Here is a 19,343-nt window from a genome sequence, read left to right as displayed (position 1 = left end):
TTCGACAAGCTGATCGTCGACGTCGAGACCAAGCAGGCCATGCGTCCGCGTGACGCCATGGCGTCGGCCGGCAAGACCCTGGTCGAGCTGTTCGGTCTCGCCCGCGAGCTCAACATCGACGCCGAGGGCATCGACATGGGCCCGTCCCCCACGGACGCCGCCCTGGCCGCCGACCTGGTCCTGCCGATCGAGGACCTCGACCTCACCGTCCGGTCGTACAACTGCCTCAAGCGCGAGGGCGTCCACTCCGTGGGTGAGCTCGTCGCCCGCTCCGAGGCCGACCTCCTGGACATCCGCAACTTCGGTGCGAAGTCCATCGACGAGGTCAAGGCGAAGCTCGCCGGCATGGGCCTGGGACTCAAGGACTCCCCGCCCGGATTCGACCCGACCGCCGCCGCACTGGGCGCGGACGACGACGCGGACGGGGGTTTCGTCGAGACCGAGCAGTACTGAACACCGCGCTGCGCCGGTCGTAGCAACACGTCGCGATGGGGGCAGGAGAACCTTCACCCGGTTCCCTGCCCGCTGGGCGCCCTCGGCCGGGTCCGCGCCCGCCCCCACCCTGGCGAAGGCAGCCACGCGACAAAGCGGCGCAGCTCGGCTGAAGCCGCTGCTCGGCCGGCCCGCGGATTGCCGGGCCACACGGTCGGTCCTCTTGGTGTCCGCGGGCGCGCCACGCGCGCAAAGCCGGCTCGCTGCCTCCCGCCTCGCATGAGGCGGGGCAGCGGAGGGCCGGATGACGGCCGAAGCGATGAGGGCCGTGGCGACCGGCCGGTCCCTCACCCTTCCGGAATTCCGCCCCACCGCGGGCGGTCCCGGACCCGGGGAGCCGTCAGGATTCTGGGACTCGTCGTCATGTCACGCCCCATCAGATGCGATGCAGGGACGACAGTTGCCGGAGAGGACTCGACGGGTGTGCCGCCCAAATGATCGAGGGGCCGTTTCAGATCTTCTCTGAAACGGCCCCTGACCTGCGACTTCGTAAAGTCGGGACGACAGGATTTGAACCTGCGACCCCTTGACCCCCAGTCAAGTGCGCTACCAAGCTGCGCCACGTCCCGGTGCGCTCTCCCCAGGCATCCATGTGAGGACACCGTGTGAGCACGCGGGTCAACCCTACCCCATGCGCGCGGGTCAGCCGTGGCCCACGGTCTCCTGCTCCCGCGGCGCCGGTCTGGTCGGCGGGGCCGGTGCGCGCCCCGCGCCGAGATCCACACCCTAGCTTTTTATTGCCTGACTCAAGTAAATTTGGCACCGGCAGCACCGGCGGCGCCTGCGTCGGCATGCTGCCCGTCAGGCGCAGACCCGCCCCCGGGCCGCCGCAGTCCCAGTGAACGGAGCCACATGCCTCTCCTGGCCCGGCCGGCGGTGGCCGTCCTCGCCGCCAAGACGATGCAACGGATGACCCTGCTCGCCGACCGGCGCTCCGGCGGACGCGGCTCGGCGGCGTCCTCGCACGCCCGCTTCCCCGAATTCCCGCGCACAATACGGGAGTTGACCATCCCCACCGCCATCGCCCCGGCCCGGGTGACGGTGTACCTGCCCGCGGCCGAAGAGGCCGGCGAGGCGGCGCCGCCGGTGCACGTCAACTTCCACGGCGGCGGCTACGTCATGTCGCTCACGGAGCTGGACGACCCGCTGTGCCGCTTCCTCGCCGCACAGGCGGGGGTCGTGGTGATCAACGTGGACTACGTGGTCGCCCCGCAACACCCGTTCCCGGCTCCGCCGAGGCAGGCGTACGAGGTCGTCCGCTGGGTCGCCGAGCACGGTGCCGAACACGGCTGGGCCGGCAGCCGCCTCACCGTGGGCGGGCAGAGCGCGGGCGGCGGGCTGGCCGCGGCCGTGGCGCGCCAGGCGCTCGAAGAGGGCGGTCCCCCGATCGCGCTCCAGGTCCTGCACTATCCCCCGCTGGACCTCGCGACCGGTGCCCGGCACAAGCGCGCCGCCGTCGACCGGCCGATGCTGCGGCCCTGGATGGCCGACGTCTTCGACACGTCGTACGTCCCGGACGTCCGGCTGCGCACCGACCGGCTGGTGTCGCCCGCCCACCCCTGCGACACCGCGGATCTGACGGGCATCGCCCCGGCCCTCGTCGTCACGGCCGAGTACGACCTGCTGCGGGCGGAGGCCGTGAGCTATGCCGACCGGCTGCGGAGGACGGGGTCCCTGGTCGGGCACCACGACGTGGCCGGGGCCGACCACGGCTACGACGGCTCGGACGACGAGAAGGCGCGGGAGACGTACGCGCTGATCGCCCGCCATGTACGGGAGGCCGTCCGCTCCTGAGGAGATTCGTTCGCCTACGGGGCGCCCTCGGCGTGCGTGCCGAACGGCCCGGCGAATCGCGCGAGTCGGACTGCGACGAGGACGTGACGGTCCTCAAGGGCGAGGCGGAGGTGGGGGTCGACGGTGAGGTGACCAAGCCGGAGCGGTTCGACCTCGGCACGGGAAGCGCCGTTAGTGTTCTGCCATGAGACTGACGGTTCTCGGCGGCTGCGGCGCCTGGCCCACCGCCACCCGGGCGTGCAGCGGCTACCTCGTCGAATACGCGGGCTTCCGGCTGCTCGTCGATCCCGGATACGCCACGCTGCCCCGGCTGCTCCTGCACACCACGGTCGACACGATCGACGCCGTCCTGGTCAGCCACGGCCACCCCGACCACTGCGCCGACCTCAACCCCCTGCTGCGCGCACGGGGGTTGAGCGACGCCCCGCCTGAGGCCCTGCCCGTCTTCGCGCCCCACGGCGCCGTGGACGCCGTGCTGGCCCTCGACAAGCCGAGCATGCTCGCCGGTGCCTACCGTGTGCACGGGTTCCGCCCCGGCGAGCGGCTGGAGATCGGCCCGTTCACCGCCGACACCCGGCTGTTGCCGCACTTCGTGCCCAATGCCGGCATCCGGCTCCGTACTCCCGAGTCCGTGCTCGTCTACACGGGCGACACCGGTCCCAGCGACGACATTCCGCGCCTCGCCGAAGGCGCGGATCTCTTCCTGTCCGAAGCCACGTACGTCCACCAGGTTCCCTCCCCCACGGACGCGCCGTACCTGCTGACCGCACGGCTGGCCGGCCAGTACGCCCGACAGGCGGACGTGGCCCGGCTGTTGCTCACGCACCTGTGGCCGGGCACCGACCCTGCGGAGGCCGTGAAGGCGGCCGCGGAAGGCTGCGTCCGCCCCGTGGGCGTCGCCACCCCGGGTCTGGTCATCGACCTCTGACGCCGGCCGCCGCGTGCACTGCGGTGGCCGGCGTCCGTTCTCTCCCCCGCGGCTCACTGCTCAGTGAGCGCTGACGAGTTTCTGCTCGGCGCTCTTGGGCGTCTGCCGGGGGCCGCGCAGCGCGGCGATGCCGATGAAGACCATGGACGACAGTCCGGCGAGGGCGAAGGCGGTGAAGCCCCAGTCGCCGTTGCCGGCGGCGAGGAGCTGGCCGCCGAGCCACGGGCCGAAGACGGCGCCGAAGCGGCCCATGCCGGAGGTCCAGCCGACGGCGGTGGCGCGGCTGTCCGCGTGGGAGCGGATGGAGACCGTCGCGTAGATCATCGTCTGGGGGCTGTTGAGGAAGACACCCGTGAGGAAGACGACGATCATCGTCGAGCTCATCGGCATGTGGACGCTGAGCAGGAAGACGCCCGCAGCGGTCAGCGCGAACCAGATCGCCGAGATGCGCGGGGCGCCGGTGGGGGTCCCCCCGCCCGAGCGAAGCCGAGGGTGGGGGAGATCCGCTGCCCGGCCGGCGGCCAGCATGCCCACGATGCCGCCGAGGTTGAAGACGACCACGAAGGAGAGGGCGGAGCCCAGTTCGAGGGCGTTGCGCGACCGGCGTTACGCGACCGGCGGCGTGCCGTGCGTATGGAAGGACTCGATGGTCTTCAGCCCCCAGGCCTGCCCCTTCTTCCGCTCCTCCTCGGTCCACGTGATCAGCGGCCAGTCGGGCGCCAGCACCAGCCGCGTGAGCGGGTTGCACAGCTCGATGCGGTTGCCGCCGGGCTCGTAGACGTAGAGGAAGAACGTCTGCTGGATGGCGTGTTTGTGCGGACCCGTCTCGATGAACACACCGGTGTCGATCGCGAGGTCGGCCGCGCGCAGGATGTCCTCGCGGGTGTCGGTCGCGAAGGCGATGTGGTGCAGTCGGCCGGCGCTCCCGGTCCAGTCCGAGGTGTAGACGACGTCGTACGACTTGTTGGTGTACGTCAGCCAGCGCGCCGCGATCTTGCCCGTGTCGAGGCGGATCTGCTCGGTGGGCCGGGCGCCGAGAACGTACTGCTGGAACTCGGCGTTGGCGAGCACGTCGGCGGCGAGGAAGTTGACGTGGTCCAGGCGGCGTACGCCCACCCCCCGGTTGGGCTTGGCCTGCGGCTGGTTCTTCAGCGCCGGCCTCAGCTCGTCGGGGGCCCGGTAGTGCTCGCTCTCCCAGTACAGGGCGTGCTCGTGGCCGTCCGGGTCGGTGGTGACGTAGAGCTTGCCGAGGCCGGGTTCGTCCTCGGCCCAGTGGCCGGTGCCGCCCGCCTCCTCGACCGCCTTGACCCGGCGCTGGAGTGCCTCCTCGCTGGAGGTGCGCAGGGCGAGCCGGCCGAGGCCGGGCTGCTCGCGGGCGGTGAGGACAAGGCTGTGGTGCTCGTAGTCGTCGAAGGTCCGCAGCCGGACCGTGTCGCCGTCCTGCCCGTTGACGGTGAGCCCCAGATAGTCGGCGAAGAAGGCGACGCTGGCGTCCAGGTCCGGGGTGAACAGCTGGGCGTGGCCGATGTGTGCGATGTCGCCGAGCGGCGGAGTCATCGTTGACCTCCTTGGGGTCGCCTGGGAATCGATGCCGTCTCGGCGGACCGGGGGAACACGGTGCCGTCGAAGAGCTTGCGGGCGGTGCGGACGACGGCGGTACGGCGGGCGGAGGGCAGGCCCTCGTCAGTGGTCGCGAGGCTGCTGTCGATGTCCAGGAACCCCGTGGGATGTTCCATGCGCACGCGGTCGCTGCCGGTCTCGAGTTCCGCGAGCTCGGCCCCCACGGCGCCTTCGATCCGCAGTCCGGCGGCCACGCCGGCCGCGCCGAGCACCCCGATCGAGGTGTGGCAGCGCACCGGGATGAAGGTGCGGGTGGTGACCGCGCCGCCGTTCCTGGGCGCGGCGAGCAGCGTGATCTTGGGCACCGTGGCGTTCGAGACGTCACCGAGGCCCATCAGGCGGCCCGCCTCCAGGCGGATGGTGAGCAGCCGGTCGGCGAGTGCCACGTCCTCCTCCAGGTCCTTGGGCGACTCGTAGCCCGTGACCTTGAGCGAGGCGGCCTCGATGAGGACCGTCGGCATGCCGTTGTCCACGCAGGTCACGGGTACGCCGTCGATCTCGTCCCGGACGTTGCCGGTGGGGAGCAGCTTCCCGGCGCCGGGCGGGAACTCGATCACGACCGGTGCGGCCGTCCCCGGCACGCCCGAAATCTCGGCGTCTCCCGTGTAGTCCACGCGGCCGCCGGGGGTCGGGAAGGTCGCCGTGGCGTGGTCGCCGGTGTTGACCATGCGGATCCGGACCGAGGTCTCCCGCTCGCCCGCCGCCACCAGCCCGCGTTCGACGGCGAACGGGCCGACGCCGGCGAGGATGTTCCCGCAGTTCTGACGGTCGCTCACCTCGGGTGTGCCGACGGCGACTTGGAGAAACAGGTAGTCGACATCGGCCCGCCGGTCGGCGGAGGGCGAGACCACGGCCACCTTGCTGGTGAGCGGGTGCGCGCCGCCCAGGCCGTCGATCTGCCGCTCGTCGGGGCTGCCCATGATCCGCAGCAACAGCGCGTCACGCAGGGCCGGTTCGGCGGGCAGGTCGTCGGCGAGGAAGTAGGCACCCTTCGAGGTGCCGCCCCGCATCAGCAGGCAGGGCACCTCCTCGGACCCGCGGGTCACGACCGCGCCCCCTCGCCGGCGTACTCCTCGTAGCTGCGGTACTCGACGCCGAGGCGCTTGAGGGTGTCGCGCAACCCGTAGCGGTCCAGGCCGAGTTGGCCGTCGAGGAAGGCGGCGCGGGCCTTGGCCTCCTTGGCCTCGCGGGCCTCGGACGCCTCGACGGTGGCACGCACCCGCTCACGCGGTACGACCACCACGCCGTCGTCGTCGGCGAGGACCACGTCGCCGGCCCGGATCACCTGGCCGTCGATGGCGATCGGCACGTTGACCGAACCGCCGGTGGCCTTGACCGTGCCCTGCGAGGAGACCGCCCGGGACCAGGCGGCGAAGCCCATCTCCCGCAGTTCCTGGGTGTCACGGATGCCCGTGTTCATGACGACGCCGCGCACCCCGCGCCTTTGGAGGGCGGTCGCGAACAGCTCCCCGAACAGGCCGTCCGTGCACGGGGAGGTGGTGGTGACGACCAGGATGTCGCCCTCGCCGCACTGCTCGACGGCGGCGTGGATCATGAGGTTGTCACCGGGCCAGCTGAGCACGGTGACCGCGGTGCCCGCGACCCGTACACCCTGTTGGATCGGGCGGATCTCCGGCCCGAGCAGACCGGTGCGGCCCATGGCCTCGCTGACGGTGGCCACGCCGTGGCCGGCCAGCGCGTCGACGTCCCTCACGTCAGCCTTCGGGGGGTTGGTGACGATGACGCCGCTCATGCCAGCTCCTTCGCGATCTGCGGGTACGGGCGCATGTAGGCCTCGGCCATGGTCTTGTGCGCGAGCCCCAGGTTCGGGCCGGCGTTGCGCTTGAGCTGCACGCCTCGGCGCACGGCGAGGTCGGTGTAGTAGTCCCACAGGTGCTGCTGGGCACGCAGGCACTCCATGGCCTTGCGCTTGGTGTCCCACACCTCGGTGATGTCGAGCAGCACCTCGGGCTTGAAGCCGCTCATCTCGGGCTGGTGCGGTTCGAAGAAGAACACCGGCGGGGCGCCGATGATCTCACCGGGGCCGGGATAGCCGATCGCCTGGGCGAGGACCCGGGCCTCCAGTGCCATCCGGCTCGCGGCCGGGTGGTCGCCGTTGTACGGGTCCTCGGCCGGGTGGGTGAGGACGACGTCGGGCTGGGTGTCGCGGTAGACCTCGACGAGCCGGTCGGTGAGCTCGGGGCTGACGAGCAGCGGGTAGTCGCCGGCGTCGAAGAAGCGGACCTCGGCGCCGAGGGTGGTGGCGGCCCGCTCGGCCTCGTCCCGGCGTATCGCCTTGATCTCGTCCAGCTTCCTGCCCTCGCGCCAGGCCTTGGCGGACTCGCCCCGCTCGCCGAACGTCAGGCAGGCGATGGTGACCTTCTCCCCGCGGGAGGCGGCCAGGGCGATGGCTCCGCCGGCTCTCCATACGAAGTCCCCGGCGTGCGCGGTGACGACGAGTGTCGATCGGGGGGTGGCGGGCGCGCCTGGGTGCGTCATTGCTCGGCTTCTCCTTGGGGGTGGATGGGCGCCCGCCTCGCGCAGCTCAGTCGCGCAGCGCCTCGATCACGCTGGTGAGGTGGGCACGGACGGCCGTCTCGGCCGCCTGCGGGTCCCTGGCCCTGATCGCCTCGATCATCGCCAGATGCTCCTTCAGGGACTGCTGCGGACGTCCCGGCCTCAGCGCCAACTGGAAACCGTGGCGCACCAGTTGGGCGTTGAGCCGCTCCAGGAGTTCGAGTGCGGTCTGCTGCCCCGAGAACTCCCGGATCCTGGTGTGCAGTTCGTGGTTGAGGTCGGAGTAGGTCACGGGCTCGCCGTCCGCCACGGCCTTGGTCATCGCCGTGCCGAGGGCGGTCAGTTCACCGAGCTGCTCGTCGCTGGCCGCGACGGCCGCCTTCGCCGCGCACAGTCCTTCGAGGACCATGCGGCACTCGGTGATGGCGACCGCTTCGTCCACGGTCACCACCCGTACCCGCGAGCCGCGGTTGCGGATCCGCTCGACGAGCCCCTGGGACTCCAGGTCGATCAGCGCCGCACGGATGCTGGCCCGTGTCACACCGAACTGCTCGGCGAGCTCGTTCTCCACCAGCCGCTGCGCCGGTGCCATCCCGCCTTGCGCGATCGCCTGCCGCAGTTGCGCGAGCGCGTACTGTCTGGCCTGCTCTCCGGTGCTCGGACGGGCTTCTTTCGGCATCGTTGCCCTCCCTGAGTGAGTGCCTGTCGAACCTAAATCTAGCCAGACAAGATTGTCAACAATTCTGTCGGCCGTATGCGGGCATGGAGCTCCCCCAGGAGCGTTCCGCAGGACGTCCGGTGAGCAGTGCAGTGGGGGCGCGGCCCAGCCGGTAAGTGAAGCCACGGCGGATGCGGATGCAGGCGGGGCCCGCGGCGGGTCCGGCACCTGGCGTCGCCCGGGAAGAGTTCGCCGCAGCAGGGCATGCGTGCGGGCGGAGCATTCGGCGGGGACGGCGCTTTACGGCGTCACCCCGTCGGTCAGGACGCGGCTGCCGGGACGTCGAGCCGGTCCTCGGCGTGGGCCACGAAGTCGCCGACCATCCGGCGGAAGAGCACGGCGAGGTGTTCGAGGTCCCCCTCGGACCAGTCGGCAAGGGCCATCTCCACGCCCCGGCGGCTCACCTCCCGTATGCGCTCGACCGCCGCCAGAGCGGCGTCCGTGATCTGGACGCGCTGGGCGCGCCGGTCATCGGGGTCGGGGACCCGGATCACGTACCCGCCCTGCTCCAACTGCCCTAGCTGCCGCGTGACATGGGACGCCTCGACCGACAGGCGGACCGCCAGCGCTCCGGGACGCAGCGGCTCGCTCTCCGCGATGTGCCGCAGGATGGCCACGGCGGCCCGGTCCAGCGCCAGTCCGGCCGCGGCCATCAGGCGCTCGTGCTGCCGGGCGCGGCCGGCCAGGTACGTAACACGGGTGAGGACCCGCTCGATCTCCGCCACGTTCACGGAGACGAGTGCTGCGGTGGACGGGTGCGCGGGCATGGATTCACCTCAGGGGTCGTTGCCTGACTCAAGTGATATTCAGAAGATTGCTTGACTTAAGTAATATGCCTATGCTTGCCTAAGTCAAGCAACACGCCCCTTCCGGCCGGGTCACCGTCCTCCCCACCCGTCCGACCTCGCACGAACGCGGCAACAGCTGTCACTGAGCACCTTGAGAAAGAGAGACCCCATGGCCACGATGAAGTCCGTCCTGACCGGCGCCGAGAACAAGATCGACGTCGTGGACGTCGAGCGCCCCGTGCCCGGCCCCAAGGACGCGCTGGTACGGATCCGCGCCTGCGGGATCTGCGGCACCGACACCTTCTTCCTCCACCTGGGCGGCATGCCGACCGGCGCCGACGGCTCCACACGCGCCATTCCGCTGGGACACGAGCCCGCGGGCGAGGTCGTCGAGGTGGGTGCCGAGGTCACGGACCTGAAGGTGGGCAACCGCGTGGTCGTCAACCCGCAGGACGCCTCCTCCGGCATCATCGGCTGCGGCGGAAAGTTGGGCGGCATGGACGAGTACCTGCTCATCGAGGACGCCGTCGTCGGCAAGAGCGTCGCGGTCTTTCCCGACCACGTCCCCTTCAACGTCGCCGCCCTGAACGAGCCCATGGCGGTCGCCCGGCACTGCGTCAACCGCTCCGAGGCCAAGCCCGGCGACAAGGTCGTCGTCTTCGGCGCCGGCCCGATCGGACTCGGCGCCACCATCTGGCTGAAGCTGCGCGGCATCGAGCACGTCGTCGTCGCCGACGTCATCCCCGAACGCCTGGAAACCGCGCTGGCCATCGGCGCCGACGCCGTCATCGACTCCGCCTCCGAGAACGTCACGGCCCGGCTGACCGAGCTGCACGGCCAGGCCGCCAACGCCCTCGGCCAGCCCCGCGCCGGCACCGACATCTACATCGACGCCGCCGGTGCCCCCGCCGTCTTCCAGGCCGCCGTCGACTCCGCGAAGTGGAAGGCCAAGCTCGTCATGGTGGCCGTACAGAAGAAGTCCGACGCCATCGACCTCGGCGGCATGCTCCGCAGCGAACTCACCCTGATCGCCTCCCAGGGCTACCCGACCGAGATCTTCGAGGTCACGCCCGAACTCGCGGAGCACAAGGACCGCTTCGCCAGGCTGATCAGCCACCGGGTGCCCTTCGCCGAGGTCGACCGGGCCTTCGACCTCGCGCTGACGCCCGGTGCCGCGGAGAAGGTCGTCGTCACCTTCGACGAGTGACGGACCCGCCAGGGTCCCCGCGCCGCCTCGGCAGGCAGGGACCCGTGGTGGTCGCCACCGCGGTGACAGCACCGGACGGGAATCCCACACGATGATCGACAACCTGCAACGACTGCCGGCCGCCCGTCCTCACGCCGTGGACGCCGGACTCGCCGCCGCTCTCTTCGCCTGCTCGCTGCCGGGCAGTCTGGTCGCCCTCCCCGGACACGACCCGGGGGTGCCGTGGTGGCCCGGCGTCCTGCTCACCGGAGTCGCGTGCGCCGCGCTGCTGTGGCGCCGCTGCCGGCCCCGAACGACGACGGCCGTGACGATCGCCTGCGCGACGGCCGTCTCGGCGCTCGGCTACATCCTCACGGTCCTGCTGCTGGGCCCTCTGATGGTCGCGCTGCACTCGCTGGCCGTCCGCACCGACCGCAGGACCGCGAACACCTTCGCCTGCACCGGCATCGTCCTCCTGGTGGGCGTCACCCTGGTGGTCGGCCCCGGCGATGAACCGCTGGTCCTCAAGCTGCTCGGCCCCGCCGCCTGGCTGCTGCTGCCCACCTCCCTGGGCACCGTGACCCGGCTGCGGGGCGCCTACCTGGAGGCCGTGCAGGCACGCGCCGAGCACGCGGAGCGCACCCGGGAGGAGGAGGCGCGAGGACGCGTCACCGAGGAGCGCATGCGCATCGCCCGGGACCTTCACGACGTCGTCGCCCACCATCTCGTCCTGGCGAACCTCCAGGCGGGCGCGGTCGTCCGGATGCTGCCCGCACGGCCCGACGAGGCGGAGAGGATCGCCGGCGAGCTGTCCGGCACCACCTCCTCGGCATTGCGCGAACTCAAGTCCACGGTCGGTCTGTTGAGGCATCAGACGGACCGTAGGGCCCACCCGGACGACGGTGAGGACCGTACGACCCACTCGGCCGACACAGCGGGCCGAACGCTGCCCGCGGCCGGCGCCGCCGGCCCTGTGGGGAGCACGCCCGGCCTGCCCACCCCCGGCCTCGCACAGCTCCCCGCCCTCGCCTCCTCCTTCCACCACGCCGGCCTCGCCGTCACCCTCGTCACCGACGGCGACCCGCGGCCCCTGTCCGCCGGTGCCGCTCTCACGGCGTACCGGATCGTGCAGGAAGCCCTGACCAACGTCACCAAGCACGCCGTGACCGGCTCGGCCGACGTGCGGCTCGCCTACGCCCAAGACCGGCTGGTCGTCACGGTCGTCAACGCCGGTGGCGCGAGAACGCCCGACTCCCCTTCCCCAGGCGGCGGTTACGGCCTGATCGGCATGCGCGAGCGTGCCCACTCGGTCGGCGGCAGCATCCGCATGGGCCACCGCCCGCAAGGCGGCTTCGAAGTCGTCGCCGAGCTGCCCGTGCAGTCGTACCGGCTGGAGGAACCCGCGGCCACCTGAGGCCCTGTCCCGCCCGTGGCGCTCGCCACATCACCCTTCAATTTGCTTAAGTCAATCAATTGAGATTAGCTTGAGTAAGTCAAGCAATATCGATCGAACCGAACCCGCCCTGCTCTGACCGGAGGCCTTGCCATGTCCGACGCCCCTGCCCGACCCGCCGCAGCGGGGTCATCCGCGCCGCCGAGGTCGAACGCCGTCGTGGCGGTGCTGGCCTTCGCCGGAATCGTCGTCGCGCTGATGCAGACCCTGGTCATCCCGATCGTCCCCGAACTGCCCAAGCTCCTCGACGCCTCGGCGTCCGACACCGCCTGGGCCGTCACCGCCACCCTGCTCGCCGCCGCCGTCGCCACCCCCGTGGTCGGCCGCCTCGGCGACATGTACGGCAAGCGCCGCATGCTGCTCGTCAGCGTCGTCCTGCTGATCGCCGGCTCCGTCGTGTGCGCGCTCAGCGACTCCGTCATCCCGATGATCGCCGGACGCGCCCTGCAGGGCCTGGCCGCCGGTGTCATCCCGCTCGGCATCAGCATCATGCGCGACATCCTGCCCGCCGAACGGCTCGCCGGGTCGACCGCCATGATGAGCGCGTCCCTCGGCGTCGGCGGCGCCCTGGGCCTGCCCTCCGCGGCCTTCATCGCCGACGAGTGGGACTGGCACCTCCTGTTCTGGACCTCCGCCGGCCTCGGCGCCGTCGCCTTCGTGCTGGTGCTGCTGGTCGTGCCGGAGTCCGAGGTGCGGGCCGGCGGCCGCTTCGACCTGGTCGGCGCGCTGGGCCTGTCGGCCGGACTGGTCACCCTGCTGCTGGCCGTCTCCAAGGGCGGCGACTGGGGATGGACCTCCGTCACCACGCTCGGCCTCGGCCTCGCCTCGGTCGCGATCCTCCTTGCCTGGGGCTTCTACGAGCTGCGCAGCAGCCGCCCGCTGGTCGACCTGCGTACCACCGCCCGCCCCCAGGTGCTGTTCACCAACCTCGCCTCCGTCGCGCTCGGCTTCTCGATGTTCGCGATGTCCCTGGTGCTGCCGCAGCTGCTCCAGCTGCCCGAGCAGACCGGCTACGGCCTCGGCAGGTCGATGCTCACCGTCGGCCTGGTGCTGGCCCCGCAGGGCCTGGTCATGATGGCCATGTCCGCCGTGTCCGCGGCCATCACCAAGGCCAAGGGCCCCAGGCTCACGCTGATGATCGGCGCGCTGATCGTGGCCTCCGGCTACAGCCTCAACACGGTGCTCATGTCCGAGGTCTGGCACCTCGTCCTGGTCTCCTGCATCATCGGCGGCGGCATCGGCTTCACCTACGGAGCGATGCCCGCCCTCATCATGGGCGCCGTCGACCCCACCCAGACCGGCGCCGCCAACAGCCTCAACACCCTCATGCGCTCCCTGGGCACGTCCTTCGCCAGCGCCATCGCCGGCGTCATCCTCGCCCAGATGACCACCGACTTCGGCGGCTACCCCCTCCCCTCGGAGAACGGCTTCAAGGTCGTCATGGCCCTCGGCGCCGGGGCGGCCCTCGTCGCCTTCCTCATCGCCACCTTCATCCCCAAGCACCGCGCACCGCAGACCGCACCCTCCGCCGACGGCCCGGCCGAGACCACGGAGGTCACCGCGGCCAAGGTGTGACCGCACGCCCTACGAGGATCGAGGCCGCCGCCCCCGGACGACGGGGGCGGCCGCCTCGGATGTCACCGACTGCTTGATGCCCCAGCCCCGCGAGGACGGCCGCGGGGGCGGAGGCGAGTGCCGTCACCGGCAGACGGCCGGATGCGGTCCCCCGACGTGGGCGGCGCACGAGACGCTGCGGAAGGCCTACGCGATCAGTCTGTGAGCGGCGGGGCCGTGGTGCCGCGGATCTCCAGCGTCGGCGTGGCCAGGTGTAGCCGCCCCGCTCCCTGGGCTCCGTCGAAGCGGTCGAGGAGGCAGCGGGCGGCTCGGCGGCCGACCTCGTGGCCGGCGTTGTCGACGGTGGTGAGCCACAGGTGGCGCAGCCGGGAGATGCTCGTGTCGTCGTAGCCGGTCACGGACAGGTCGTGGGGGACGCGCAGGCCGAGTTCCGCGGCGGCGGAGAGTACGCCGACGGCGGTGATGTCGTTGACGGCGACGACGGCGGTGGGCCGCCCGGGGCGGCCGAGCAGCCGTACGGCGGCCCGGAAGCCGCCCTCCTCCGTCAGGTCGCCGGTCTCGACGAGCGCCTGGTCGGCGAGGCCGTGGGCGTGCATGGCCGCCTCGAAGCTGCGGCGGCGCAGGTCGCCGACGGCTCCGTAGCCCGCGATGTGCGCGATGCGGCGGTGCCCGAGGCCGATGAGGTGTTCGGTGACCAGCCGGGCGCCGTGCTCGTCGTCGCCCGCGACCACGTCGACGCCGGGCGGGACGGGTTCACGGGCGCCCGCGACGACGACCGGTATCCGCTCGGCGACGGTGCCGAGGGCGGCCGGGTCGGGCAGGGTGCCGACCACGACCAGGCCGTCGGCCTGGAGGTCCAGGAAGGGCCGGGCGAGGTCCTGGCCGGTGCGGCGGTTGAGGCGGGCGTCGCCCAGCAGCATGTGCAGGCCGTGCTCGTGCAGGAGCGGGTTCAGGCCGTCGAGAAGGTCGACGAACCAGGGGTTGCGCAGGTCGTTGAGGAGGACGCCGATGGTGCGGGTGCGCTGTTCGCTGAGGCTGCGCGCGGCGGCGTTGGGACGGTAGCCGAGCTCCCGCACCGCCCGCAGTACGGCCTCCCGCTTCTCCGGGCGGACCTGGTCGGAGCCGCGCATCACGAGCGAGACGAGCGACTTGGAGACGCCGGCCTTCTCGGCCACGTCCCGGATCGTCGGCTGTCTCATGCTGTGGACCGTTCCATGCGGCACGCCACCTTGTCAAAGGGGTTGACACATGGGGAAAGCCTGCTCAGGGTGGCTTGGACAGTTCATGGACCGGTCCAAAAGGGGATCATGGTGGATACGCTCGGTGTCGCCGTCGTCGGATTCGGCTGGATGGGCCGGGTGCACACCCAGGCGTACGCCCGTGTGCTGCACCACTATCCGAAGCTCGGCCTGCGCCCTGAGCTGGTGACGGTCGCCGACGAGGTGCCGGGGCGGGCCGAGGAGGCCGCCGGGCAGTTCGGGTTCGCCACGGCCGTCCGGGACTGGCGCGAGGTGGCCGACGATCCGCGGGTGCGGGCCGTCAGCATCACCGCGCCGAACTTCCTGCACCGGGAGATCGGCGTCGCGATGGCCGAGGCCGGCAAGCACGTCTGGATCGAGAAGCCGGTCGGTCTGACCCTGGCGGACGCCCGGGCGGTCGCCGACGCCGTGACGACCGCCGGTGTGCAGGGCGCGGTCGGCTTCAACTACCGCAACGCGCCCGCCGTCGAGTCGGCCCGGCAGCTGATCGGCAGCGGCGCGATCGGCACCGTCACCCATGTCCGCGTCCGCCTGTTCAGCGACTACGCGGCCCATCCCGAGGGGGCGTTGACCTGGCGGTACGAGCGGGAGCGGGGCGGCAGCGGAGTGCTGGGCGACCTGGCCTCGCACGGCGTGGACCTGGCCCGGTACCTGCTCGGCGACATCGCCTCCCTGACCGCCGACACCGCGGTCTTCGTCCCGGAGCGGGCCCGCCCCACCGGCGCCACGGCAGGTCACCTCCGTGCGTCCGGCGGCGAGCTCGGCCCGGTCGAGAACGAGGACTACGTCAACTGCCTGCTGCGCTTCGACTCCGGCGCGCGCGGGGTTCTGGAGGCCTGCCGGGTCTCGGTCGGCGAGCAGAACAACTACGGCTTCGAGGTGCACGGCACCAAGGGCGCGGTGTTCTGGGACTTCCGCCGGATGAACGAACTCGGCGTCAGCCGCGGCGACCGGTACCAGGACCAGCCGGTCAGCACGGTGTACGTGGGCCCCGGCGAGGGCGAGTACGGGGCCTTCCAGCCCGGCTCCGCCAACGCCATGGGCTACGACGACCTCAAGGTGATCGAGGCCTGCCGCTTCCTCCGCTCGATCGCCGAGGGCACCGCACACGGGGCCACGCTCACGGACGCCGTGCACAGCGCCGCCGCACTGGAGGCGATGGTGCGGTCCGCCGAGAGCGGTGCCTGGGTGGACGTACACCGGGCAGGGTGACCGTAGGACCACCCCCGATCCGGCGGTCAGGGCCAGGGACGGCGCGCCCCCGGGACGGCAGGCTTCAAGGTGTCGGCGAGCACGCCGACGCCGAGCCGCCCACCGACACTCGGGGGAGTCCATGAACGAGACCTTCGCCAGGCGCCTGACCGGCCTCGCGGGCATCACCGCCGCGGCCGCGCTCATCGTCGAAGTGCCGCTGTACTTCGTCTACTCGGGCCCGCCGCCGGACGCGAACGTCCTGTCCCGGCTGCTGCTCGGGATCATCGCGCTCGCCTTCATGGTCGTGTTCGTGACGGCCTTCCGCGAACTGGTCCGGCGGGTGAGCCCCGCCCACGAGTGGGCCGGCTCGATGGCCTCCGCCACGGGACTGGTCTACGCGACGATCACCCTGGTCTCCATGGGCCTCGAGGCGGGCGCGGTCATCGCCGCCGAGCGTCCGATCGATCCGACCATCGACGTCAGCGGCACGTACATCCTCTACGGGTCGATCTCCCGCGTCATGCTGACGCTGTTCCTGACCGCGTTCGGCTACGCCGTCTCCCGCACCCGGCTGCTGCCGCGCTGGACCGGCCGGTCGGCATACGTCCTGGCGGGAATCAACCTGGCCTTCGTGCCGTCCCTGTTCTTCGGGAACACCCCGGCGGACTTCTACGCGGCGAACGGCTGGGGCACGACCGCGCTGATGGGTGCCGCCCTCAGCTACTGGCTGCTGGCCGTGGGCATCAGCGTCCACCGCAGCGCCGGACGGGTCGCGCCGGCCGGATCGCCCGCGCCGCAGCACTGACACTCCCCCTCGCAAGGCCCGCCCCAGGCCGCCGGTTCAGCCGGCCGTCGCCTGGGGCGGCATGTTGTACGGCGTGACCACCTGGATCGCCGACGGCAGCGTGGGCCCCGCCGGCGGCAGGGCGCCGTGGGCGCGCATCACGAGGTGACAGGCCTCGCGCAGGTCCTGGCGCAGGTCGTGGTGGAGCACCGCCGACAGGCGGTGCTCGCGCAGCAGCCGGGTGTTGTCGTGGTCGAGGTCGTGGGCGACGAACACCGCGCACGGACGGTCCAGGTCCTCGAAGGCGCGCAGGGTCGCGATGTTGCCGCCGCCGATCGAATAGACCGCCCGGATCTCCGGGTCGCGTTCCAGCGCGGCCCGGACGAGGTCGTACTGGGTGGCGTCCAGGCCCTGCCCTTCGGCGATCTCGACCAGGGTGCGCGCCGGGTGCAGGGTGCGCATGGCGCTGCGGAAGCCCATCTCGCGCTCCTCCTCGTTGCGGAAGAAGCCGCTGCTGAGGCTGGTGAGCACATTGGCGGGGCGGTCGCCGAGCCACTGGCCCATGAGGTACGCGGCGGTCGCGCCGGCCGCCCGGTTGTCGCTGCCGACGTAGGCGAGGCGGGCGGTGGCGGGCAGGTCGGTGACCAGGGTGACGACGGGTATGCCGGCCTCCGCGAGCCGGCCCACGGCCGCGGTCACCTCGGGGACGTCCGGGGCCTTGAGGACCACGCCCTGGGAGCCGCGCCGGGCGATCCGGTCCAGGGTCCGGGTGAGTTCCTGGATCGGGCCCGTCTCGCGGAAGTGGAAGCGCGAGCGCACGACCGCCGGGTGCAGGGACGGCAGCTCGGCCTCCAGGGCTGCGCGGACGGCGGTGGAGAACCGCTCCGGTGCCTGCATCACGATGTCGATCATGAAGGTGCGGCCGACCAGGCGGACCTGGGTGCGCTGCCGGTCGAGGTCGGCGATGGCCTGCCGGACCTCCCGCGCGGTGCTCTCGCGCACACCGCCCCGCCCGTTGAGCACCCGGTCGACGGTGGCCTCGCTCAGGCCCGCCTGACGTGCGATCTCCCGGATCGGGAAGGGGTGGCCCACCTGAGGCTCCTTGAAGGGTTTTTGATGGCTCGCTGCCGGTTGTTCGAGGGGTTTGTAATGACAAGAATGACAGCGCCGAGTCATACCTGTCATCGAGAGGACGACGATGTCCTTCACCTCCGTGCAACGCCGCGCCTGGCTGTCCGAGCGGGACTGCGACCTGGCAGATCTGCGCTCGCTCGTCGAGCGCTCGACGGACCTCGCCGACTACCCGTACGCCGCCTCGGTGGAGCGCGACGTCCTGGTCTACGACAGTGCGCGACTGCGCGCCGCCGAGGACCGGCGCGAGGTCCAGGCCGAACTGGTCCGCGCCCTCACCGACGGGCCCGGCATCGTGGTCTTCAGGGGCGCCTTCCCGGATCCGGCGGTCGTCGACCGGCTCTCCGCCGTGTTCGACGCGCTGACCGCCGAGCAGCACGCCTCGGGGACGGCGGCCGGCGACCACTTCGCCACGCCCGGCGCCAACGACCGGGTCTGGAACGCCCTGGAGAAGACGGCCCGGTACGACCCGGAGGCGTTCGCCGACTACTACGCCAACGACATCCTGGCGCTGGTCTCGGCCGCCTGGCTGGGTCCGGGCTACCAGGTCACCTCGCAGGTCAACGTGGTCAACCCGGGCGGCGCGGCGCAGACGGCGCACCGCGACTACCACCTGGGCTTCCTGTCCAACGAGGTGGCGGCCGCCTACCCGGCGCACGTGCACCGCCTCTCCCCCGTGCTCACTCTGCAGGGCGCGGTCGCGCACTGCGACATGCCGGTCGAGTCCGGGCCGACGCTGTACCTGCCGTACTCGCACACCTACGAGCCGGGATATCTGGCGTGGCGCCTGCCCGAGTTCCGGGCGTACTTCGAGGAGCGGCACATCCAGCTCCCGCTGGCCAAGGGCGACGCGGCTTTCTTCAACCCGGCGCTGTTCCACGCCGCCGGGACCAACCGCTCCACGGACATCCGGCGCACGGCCAACCTCCTCCAGGTGTCCTCGGCGTTCGGGCGGGCGATGGAGACGGTGGACCGCGAGGCGGTCACGAACGCCGTGTACCCCGTGCTGCTGCAACGCCGGGCCGAGGGCGCGGACGAGGAGTGGCTGGACAACGTGATCGCGGCGAGCGCGGAGGGATACGCCTTCCCCACCAACCTCGACAGCGATCCGCCGGTCGCCGGCCTGGCCCCGCCGTCGCAGGCGGACACGGTACGGCGGGCGGTGCGCGAGGCGTGGACACCCGAGGCGCTGCGGGACGAACTGCGGACCGGCGCCGAGCGCCGCACGAGCTGAAAGGGCCTGAAAAACATGGGACTTCTCGACGACAAGGTCGTCCTGGTCAACGGCGGCAGCCAGGGGGTGGGCGCCGCCATCGCCCGGGCCGCCGTCCGGGAGGGCGCGGTGGTGGCCGTCACCGGCCGCCGCCCTGAGCCCGGCGAGGCCCTGGTGGCGGAGCTGGCCGCCGCGGGCGGCAAGGCCATGTTCGTACGGGCCGACCTGGCGGACGCCGAGCAGGCCAAGGCGTCCGTGACGCAGGTCGTCGCTGCGTACGGCCGGGTCGACTGCCTGGTGAACTCGGCGGGGCTGACCTCGCGGGGCACGCTCCTCGACACCACGCCCGAACTGTTCGACCAGCACATCGCCATCAACCTCAAGGCGCCCTTCTTCGCCATGCAGGCCGCCGTCGCCGACATGGTGGGCCGGGGGGCGCCCGGCACGGTCGTCAACATCATCACGTCCTCGGCGCACGGCGGGCAGCCGTTCCTCGCCCCGTACGTCGCCGCGAAGGCCGGACTGATCGGCCTGACCCGCAACGCGGCCCACGCGCACCGCTTCGACCGGGTCCGCATCAACGGGCTGAACATCGGCTGGACCGCGACCGAGGGCGAGGACGCGACGCAGAAGGCCTTCCACGGCGCCGACGACGACTGGCCGCGGCGCGGCTGCCGATGGTCAAACTGGG

General features: G+C 71.7%; 19 protein-coding genes, 1 tRNA gene and 1 pseudogene. 11 read left to right on the top strand and 10 right to left on the bottom strand.

Annotated elements, in window-relative coordinates; translation table 11 throughout:
- On the top strand, window positions 1-453 hold a 453-nt coding region (locus KUM49_RS21995; RefSeq protein ID WP_302185467.1), incomplete at its 5' end, for a DNA-directed RNA polymerase subunit alpha C-terminal domain-containing protein.
- Window positions 454-987: 534 nt separating this feature from the next.
- On the opposite strand, the gene KUM49_RS21990 is transcribed toward KUM49_RS21995, so the two are convergent.
- Window positions 988-1,061 (bottom strand) — tRNA-Pro (locus KUM49_RS21990).
- Between the two features lie 283 nt (window positions 1,062-1,344).
- Here KUM49_RS21990 and KUM49_RS21985 point away from each other — a divergent pair.
- From KUM49_RS21985 to KUM49_RS21975, 3 genes are read left to right on the top strand one after another with little or no spacing between them, the layout of a single operon-like run.
- Complete coding sequence (locus KUM49_RS21985) at window positions 1,345-2,286, top strand: alpha/beta hydrolase fold domain-containing protein (RefSeq protein ID WP_217238615.1); 942 nt, start codon at window positions 1,345-1,347, stop codon at window positions 2,284-2,286.
- A gap of 32 nt (window positions 2,287-2,318) precedes the next feature.
- The gene (locus KUM49_RS21980) at window positions 2,319-2,474 is read left to right on the top strand and encodes a hypothetical protein (RefSeq protein ID WP_217238614.1); all 156 of its coding nucleotides are present in this window, start codon (window positions 2,319-2,321) and stop codon (window positions 2,472-2,474) included.
- Window positions 2,471-3,214 carry an MBL fold metallo-hydrolase gene (locus KUM49_RS21975; protein WP_217238613.1) on the top strand — a complete coding sequence of 248 codons (744 nt, stop codon included), beginning with the start codon at window positions 2,471-2,473 and terminating at the stop codon, window positions 3,212-3,214. The genes KUM49_RS21980 and KUM49_RS21975 overlap by 4 nt, the downstream gene beginning before the upstream one ends.
- Before the next feature lie 60 nt (window positions 3,215-3,274).
- Here the strand turns inward: KUM49_RS21975 and KUM49_RS21970 are convergent.
- From KUM49_RS21970 to KUM49_RS21940, 7 genes and pseudogenes are all read right to left on the bottom strand, one after another.
- Window positions 3,275-3,799, bottom strand: a pseudogene (locus tag KUM49_RS21970) (MFS transporter); the annotation flags it as partial.
- A gap of 21 nt (window positions 3,800-3,820) precedes the next feature.
- The gene (locus KUM49_RS21965; RefSeq protein WP_217238612.1) at window positions 3,821-4,771 is read right to left on the bottom strand and encodes a VOC family protein; all 951 of its coding nucleotides are present in this window, start codon (window positions 4,769-4,771) and stop codon (window positions 3,821-3,823) included.
- Window positions 4,768-5,880 (bottom strand): 4-oxalomesaconate tautomerase, encoded by a 1,113-nt coding sequence (locus KUM49_RS21960; RefSeq protein ID WP_217238611.1) that lies wholly within the window; start codon window positions 5,878-5,880, stop codon window positions 4,768-4,770. Before KUM49_RS21960 ends, KUM49_RS21965 begins: the two co-directional genes overlap by 4 nt.
- Entirely contained in the window at window positions 5,877-6,587 is a 711-nt protein-coding gene (locus KUM49_RS21955) for a 4-carboxy-4-hydroxy-2-oxoadipate aldolase/oxaloacetate decarboxylase (protein ID WP_217238610.1), read from the bottom strand. Before KUM49_RS21955 ends, KUM49_RS21960 begins: the two co-directional genes overlap by 4 nt.
- The gene (locus KUM49_RS21950) at window positions 6,584-7,333 is read right to left on the bottom strand and encodes a PIG-L deacetylase family protein (RefSeq protein ID WP_217238609.1); all 750 of its coding nucleotides are present in this window, start codon (window positions 7,331-7,333) and stop codon (window positions 6,584-6,586) included. The genes KUM49_RS21955 and KUM49_RS21950 overlap by 4 nt, the downstream gene beginning before the upstream one ends.
- A 46-nt stretch (window positions 7,334-7,379) precedes the next feature.
- Window positions 7,380-8,030 carry a GntR family transcriptional regulator gene (locus tag KUM49_RS21945; RefSeq protein WP_217238608.1) on the bottom strand — a complete coding sequence of 217 codons (651 nt, stop codon included), beginning with the start codon at window positions 8,028-8,030 and terminating at the stop codon, window positions 7,380-7,382.
- Window positions 8,031-8,329: 299 nt separating this feature from the next.
- Window positions 8,330-8,836, bottom strand: a complete 507-nt coding sequence (locus KUM49_RS21940) for a MarR family winged helix-turn-helix transcriptional regulator (protein WP_217238607.1) — start codon at window positions 8,834-8,836, stop codon at window positions 8,330-8,332.
- A 190-nt stretch (window positions 8,837-9,026) separates the two neighbouring features.
- Between KUM49_RS21940 and KUM49_RS21935 the strand changes: the two genes are divergently transcribed.
- The 3 genes from KUM49_RS21935 to KUM49_RS21925 all read left to right on the top strand — a co-directional run bounded on the left by KUM49_RS21935 (window position 9,027) and on the right by KUM49_RS21925 (window position 13,071).
- On the top strand, window positions 9,027-10,064 hold the full coding sequence (locus tag KUM49_RS21935) for a zinc-binding dehydrogenase (RefSeq protein WP_217238606.1): 1,038 nt from the start codon (window positions 9,027-9,029) through the stop codon (window positions 10,062-10,064).
- Window positions 10,065-10,155: 91 nt separating this feature from the next.
- Complete coding sequence (locus tag KUM49_RS21930; protein WP_217238605.1) at window positions 10,156-11,457, top strand: sensor histidine kinase; 1,302 nt, start codon at window positions 10,156-10,158, stop codon at window positions 11,455-11,457.
- Window positions 11,458-11,589: 132 nt separating this feature from the next.
- Complete coding sequence (locus KUM49_RS21925) at window positions 11,590-13,071, top strand: MFS transporter (RefSeq protein ID WP_217238604.1); 1,482 nt, start codon at window positions 11,590-11,592, stop codon at window positions 13,069-13,071.
- Window positions 13,072-13,265: 194 nt separating this feature from the next.
- Here the strand turns inward: KUM49_RS21925 and KUM49_RS21920 are convergent, their stop codons facing one another.
- Window positions 13,266-14,270 (bottom strand): LacI family DNA-binding transcriptional regulator, encoded by a 1,005-nt coding sequence (locus KUM49_RS21920; protein WP_217238603.1) that lies wholly within the window; start codon window positions 14,268-14,270, stop codon window positions 13,266-13,268.
- A 108-nt stretch (window positions 14,271-14,378) separates the two neighbouring features.
- On the opposite strand from KUM49_RS21920, the gene KUM49_RS21915 reads away from it, so the two are divergent.
- Both KUM49_RS21915 and KUM49_RS21910 read left to right on the top strand, forming a co-directional pair.
- Window positions 14,379-15,542 (top strand): Gfo/Idh/MocA family protein, encoded by a 1,164-nt coding sequence (locus tag KUM49_RS21915; protein WP_217238602.1) that lies wholly within the window; start codon window positions 14,379-14,381, stop codon window positions 15,540-15,542.
- Window positions 15,543-15,663: 121 nt separating this feature from the next.
- Window positions 15,664-16,329: a hypothetical protein gene (locus tag KUM49_RS21910; RefSeq protein WP_217238601.1), complete on the top strand. Its 666-nt coding sequence runs from the start codon at window positions 15,664-15,666 to the stop codon at window positions 16,327-16,329.
- Between the two features lie 36 nt (window positions 16,330-16,365).
- Here the strand turns inward: KUM49_RS21910 and KUM49_RS21905 are convergent, their stop codons facing one another.
- The gene (locus KUM49_RS21905) at window positions 16,366-17,400 is read right to left on the bottom strand and encodes a LacI family DNA-binding transcriptional regulator (protein WP_217238600.1); all 1,035 of its coding nucleotides are present in this window, start codon (window positions 17,398-17,400) and stop codon (window positions 16,366-16,368) included.
- 106 nt (window positions 17,401-17,506) lie between these two features.
- Between KUM49_RS21905 and KUM49_RS21900 the strand changes: the two genes are divergently transcribed.
- Complete coding sequence (locus tag KUM49_RS21900) at window positions 17,507-18,673, top strand: phytanoyl-CoA dioxygenase family protein (protein ID WP_217238599.1); 1,167 nt, start codon at window positions 17,507-17,509, stop codon at window positions 18,671-18,673.
- Window positions 18,674-18,688: 15 nt separating this feature from the next.
- Window positions 18,689-19,343, top strand: a 655-nt coding sequence (locus tag KUM49_RS21895; RefSeq protein WP_217238598.1) for an SDR family oxidoreductase, incomplete at its 3' end; no start/stop codon positions are given.

The sequence above is a fragment of the Streptomyces sp. AC555_RSS877 genome, from assembly GCF_019049245.1.
Taxonomy (GTDB): domain Bacteria; phylum Actinomycetota; class Actinomycetes; order Streptomycetales; family Streptomycetaceae; genus Streptomyces.
The sequence above is the reverse complement of the archived record's forward strand: the minus strand, read 5'-3'. Positions and strand labels throughout refer to the sequence as shown.

Excerpts from the sequence above, each read along its gene's own strand:
- KUM49_RS21985 (WP_217238615.1), top strand. The coding sequence starts at position 1,345 with ATGCCTCTCCTGGCCCGGCCGGCGGTGGCCGTCCTCGCCGCCAAGACG.
- KUM49_RS21975 (WP_217238613.1), top strand. The coding sequence starts at position 2,471 with ATGAGACTGACGGTTCTCGGCGGCTGCGGCGCCTGGCCCACCGCCACC.
- KUM49_RS21965 (WP_217238612.1), bottom strand. The coding sequence starts at position 4,771 with ATGACTCCGCCGCTCGGCGACATCGCACACATCGGCCACGCCCAGCTG.
- KUM49_RS21955 (WP_217238610.1), bottom strand. The coding sequence starts at position 6,587 with ATGAGCGGCGTCATCGTCACCAACCCCCCGAAGGCTGACGTGAGGGAC.
- KUM49_RS21950 (WP_217238609.1), bottom strand. The coding sequence starts at position 7,333 with ATGACGCACCCAGGCGCGCCCGCCACCCCCCGATCGACACTCGTCGTC.
- KUM49_RS21945 (WP_217238608.1), bottom strand. The coding sequence starts at position 8,030 with ATGCCGAAAGAAGCCCGTCCGAGCACCGGAGAGCAGGCCAGACAGTAC.
- KUM49_RS21940 (WP_217238607.1), bottom strand. The coding sequence starts at position 8,836 with ATGCCCGCGCACCCGTCCACCGCAGCACTCGTCTCCGTGAACGTGGCG.
- KUM49_RS21935 (WP_217238606.1), top strand. The coding sequence starts at position 9,027 with ATGGCCACGATGAAGTCCGTCCTGACCGGCGCCGAGAACAAGATCGAC.
- KUM49_RS21930 (WP_217238605.1), top strand. The coding sequence starts at position 10,156 with ATGATCGACAACCTGCAACGACTGCCGGCCGCCCGTCCTCACGCCGTG.
- KUM49_RS21925 (WP_217238604.1), top strand. The coding sequence starts at position 11,590 with ATGTCCGACGCCCCTGCCCGACCCGCCGCAGCGGGGTCATCCGCGCCG.
- KUM49_RS21920 (WP_217238603.1), bottom strand. The coding sequence starts at position 14,270 with ATGAGACAGCCGACGATCCGGGACGTGGCCGAGAAGGCCGGCGTCTCC.
- KUM49_RS21915 (WP_217238602.1), top strand. The coding sequence starts at position 14,379 with ATGGTGGATACGCTCGGTGTCGCCGTCGTCGGATTCGGCTGGATGGGC.
- KUM49_RS21910 (WP_217238601.1), top strand. The coding sequence starts at position 15,664 with ATGAACGAGACCTTCGCCAGGCGCCTGACCGGCCTCGCGGGCATCACC.
- KUM49_RS21900 (WP_217238599.1), top strand. The coding sequence starts at position 17,507 with ATGTCCTTCACCTCCGTGCAACGCCGCGCCTGGCTGTCCGAGCGGGAC.